The sequence below is a fragment of the Shewanella sp. 11B5 genome (genome assembly GCF_002836795.1).
Lineage (GTDB): Bacteria > Pseudomonadota > Gammaproteobacteria > Enterobacterales > Shewanellaceae > Shewanella > Shewanella frigidimarina.
In genome coordinates this window covers 1-3,401 of sequence record NZ_PJAP01000886.1, presented here as the reverse complement: position 1 = coordinate 3,401, position 3,401 = coordinate 1, and the positions used below count along the sequence as shown (strand labels likewise).

Genomic DNA, 3,401 nt, shown 5'->3' with positions numbered 1-3,401 from the left:
GCTGCTAGGGCGGACTTACGTCCTGCTAGGGTCGCTTCGCAACTAGAGCGGACTTGCATCTTGCTAGAGGCTAGATTCTTGATTTTATAGGATCTAGCCGCGCAGCGACCTAGCGACCTAGCAGCGTAGCGCCCATTGGCAGCAGTGACTTTTCTGCTTTAACAGCACACACCTTATATTCTGGAATTTTTGCAATGGGATCCAATGCATTAATGGTCAGTTTATTGGCTGCTGCTTCGGCAAAGTGGAATGGTAAAAATAATACTCCTACCTGAGCCCGCTTAGTCACAAAGGCGGCTATGTCTATTTCTCCGCGGCGAGTACTCAGTTTCAACATATCACCGTTATTGACTCCCAATTGCTCGGCATCAAAAACCGAAATCATTACTCTGGGCGCGCCTTTAATATCCAGTTCTGGGGTTTTGCGGGTCATAGTGCCAGTATGGAATTGTTCCAGTAAACGGCCTGTTGAAAGGGTTAATGGATATTCGCTATCGGGCATTTCGGCAGGTAGTCGATAACTCACTGGCATCATTCTGCCTTTACCGCGTAAAAATGTTTCGGTATGCAAAATCGGTGTGCCAGGATGGTTTTCATCAAAGCATGGCCATTGTAAACCATCTACTTTGTGTTCAAGCCGTTGCCAAGTCAGACCTTGATATTGCGGGGTGACGTGGTTAATTTCTTGCCAAATATCTTTGGTGCTGTGGTAATTCCAATTAGCATCAAGGCTGTTGGCAATCATTTGGATAATTTTCCAGTCTACAATCGCATCCCCCGGAGGGGTTAACGCGACACGTAATTGTTGTACCCGACGTTCTGTATTGGTGAAATGGCCATCTTTTTCGGCAAAGGCGGTTGCGGGTAATACCACATGAGCCATCTGCGCGGTTTCGGTTAAAAAGATATCTTGCACCAACATAAATTTAATTTTGGATAGTGCAGCGATTACATGAGCTTGGTCCGGATCGCTTAGCACTGGGTTTTCTCCCAAAACATACAGAGCATCGAGTTTACCTTTCACAATCGCCTGCATGATTTCAGTTGCTGCTAATCCTATCTCTGAATTTAGCGATGTATTGCCCCAAGCTTTGGCAAATTTAACGTTATTGAGTGGGTTATCGACTTGATGATAACCGGGATAATAATTGGGTAACGCGCCCATATCACAAGCACCTTGAACATTACTTTGGCCACGCAGTGGGTTTAGTCCGGCGCCCGTTACGCCAATATTGCCACACAGCAATTGCAAGTTAGAGGTGGACACTACATTGTCATAACCCGAGGTATGTTGAGTAATTCCCATGGCATAATACAAGGCGGTTTTGTTTGCTGTGCCAATCATTTTAGCCATAGCGGCAATGTCTTCGGCATTTACACCAGTAATTAACGCTGCATTGACTAAGTTGTAATCAGGCTTCATCACTTCTTGCTTGAGCAATTCATAGTCTTCAATACGGCTATTGATGTAGTGCATGTCTTGCCAGTTATTGATGATAATTTGCTGCATGATGGCATTGAGTAGCATCACATCTGTGCCAGGTTTATGTGATACATATAAATGGGCACTGTCTGCAATAGCCGTTCTCTTTGGGTCCGCGACAATTAAGCGCGCGCCGTGTTGGCTCACTGCGCGTTTGATATGCGAAGCAATAATAGGGTGGGCGCTGGTGGTATCGGATCCTATAATAAAAATCACATCTGAGTCTTTAATGCTGGGAATATCGTTAGTCATTGCGCCGCCGCCAATGGTATCGGATAAGCCTGCTACCGTTGATGAATGACACAATCTTGCGCAGTGATCTATGCTATTGGTACCCATAATGCTACGGGTGAACTTTTGCATTAAATAGTTTTCTTCATTGGTGCATTTAGCAGAAGACAATGCCGCAAACTTGCTTGGCCCAGCGGCCTCTTTAATCGGTTGCAGTTGCTGTGCTATATAATTAATGGCTTCAGACCAAGAGGCGGGTTGCAGCTGACCATTTTTACGAATTAATGGCGTTGTAAGGCGTTTAGGACTGTTTAAAAAATCAAAACCAGAGCGCCCTTTAACACATAACATACCTTCATTGACCACTGATTGAGTATCGCCAGATACTCGCATTACATGATTTTTGGTCTGGTCGACATGCAGTTCAACCCGGCAACCGACACCACAATATGTGCACACGGTTGAGGTTTTGATTAACGCTCTGTCGCTGCCTTGGGTTTTATCGCGGGCATCAACCAAAGCGCCTGTAGGGCAAACTTGAACACAGTTACCACATTGCACACAATCACTGTCATTCATCGACGCAGTAAAGCCAACACGAGGGGCGTTGCGGCTAATGCCTGTTGTTGCAGCATCGGGTAGTGCTTGATAACTATTGGCTTCAAAGCTGATAACGTTATGACCACTTTGTTGATGGCAAGCATCAATACAAGCGGCGCAACTGATACAGCGATTAGCGTCGAAAGTAATAAAAGGCGCACTGTTATCGACTTTAAATTTACGCGCCTGTGTTTGATCCAGTGTTTTGCCGTCGACTTTATATTCGGTGGCATAATCGCGTAACTTACAATCGGTATTGGCTTGGCAAGCACACTCCAAACAGCGCATAGCCTCTTTCATTGCCTCATCGGGAATGAATCCTAGCTCTACCTCGGCAAAGTTAAGCGCTCGATTTAGCTGGTTTAGCTCTGGCATTTTTAAGCGACGACGTTTGGCTGTCTCAGGGTATAAGTTAGGGTAAGCGTTGGGATGTAGCGCTGCAGATAACGAGGCTGTTTTGTTGGCTTTTCGTGAGTTAAATAGTCCTTGTTCTAAATGACATGTTAAGCCTTCAGTTAATAATCCCTCAATGGCTTCAGCGGCTTTACGGCCATCTGCTACCGCACCAACAGCAGTACCAGGGCCAGTGCGGGAATCACCGATAACAAATAGTTTTTCTACCCCTGCAGACATGGTTTGCTCGCAGCCAAGGAAGGTATGCCAGCGGGTGAGGGCAATATGACCAGTGTCTATTTGATTTTCTGGCTGGTCTAAAAAGGCTAAATCCACTTGTTGAGATACCGCAGGTATTACGGTGTCGAATGCTTCTTCAAAAGTTTCTCCAGTCGCTTTGGGAGAGCGGCGACCAGATTCATCGGGCTCACCGAGCGCCATTTTAGCAAAGGTGACGGATTTAACCCGGCCTTGGTCGTCGCTGTGGTTTTCCAGAGGATTGGTGAGAAAATGAAATTTAACCCCTTCCTCTTCTGCTTCATGTATTTCATAGGGCTCCGCTGGCATTTCATCACGGCTACGGCGATAGATTAAGGTCACATCAGCGCCATCGCGCACAGCGGTACGGGCGCAATCAATCGCAGTGTTACCGCCACCAATGACGGCCACTTTTTTGCCTGTAATGAATTTTTTA

General features: G+C 46.2%; 1 protein-coding gene. It reads right to left on the bottom strand.

Going from position 1 to position 3,401, the window contains the following annotated elements; genetic code table 11:
- Positions 1 to 109: 109 nt before the first annotated feature.
- A partial coding sequence (gene fdhF / locus CXF78_RS17705) for a formate dehydrogenase subunit alpha (RefSeq protein WP_102037499.1) occupies positions 110 to 3,401 on the bottom strand: 3,292 nt, incomplete at its 5' end.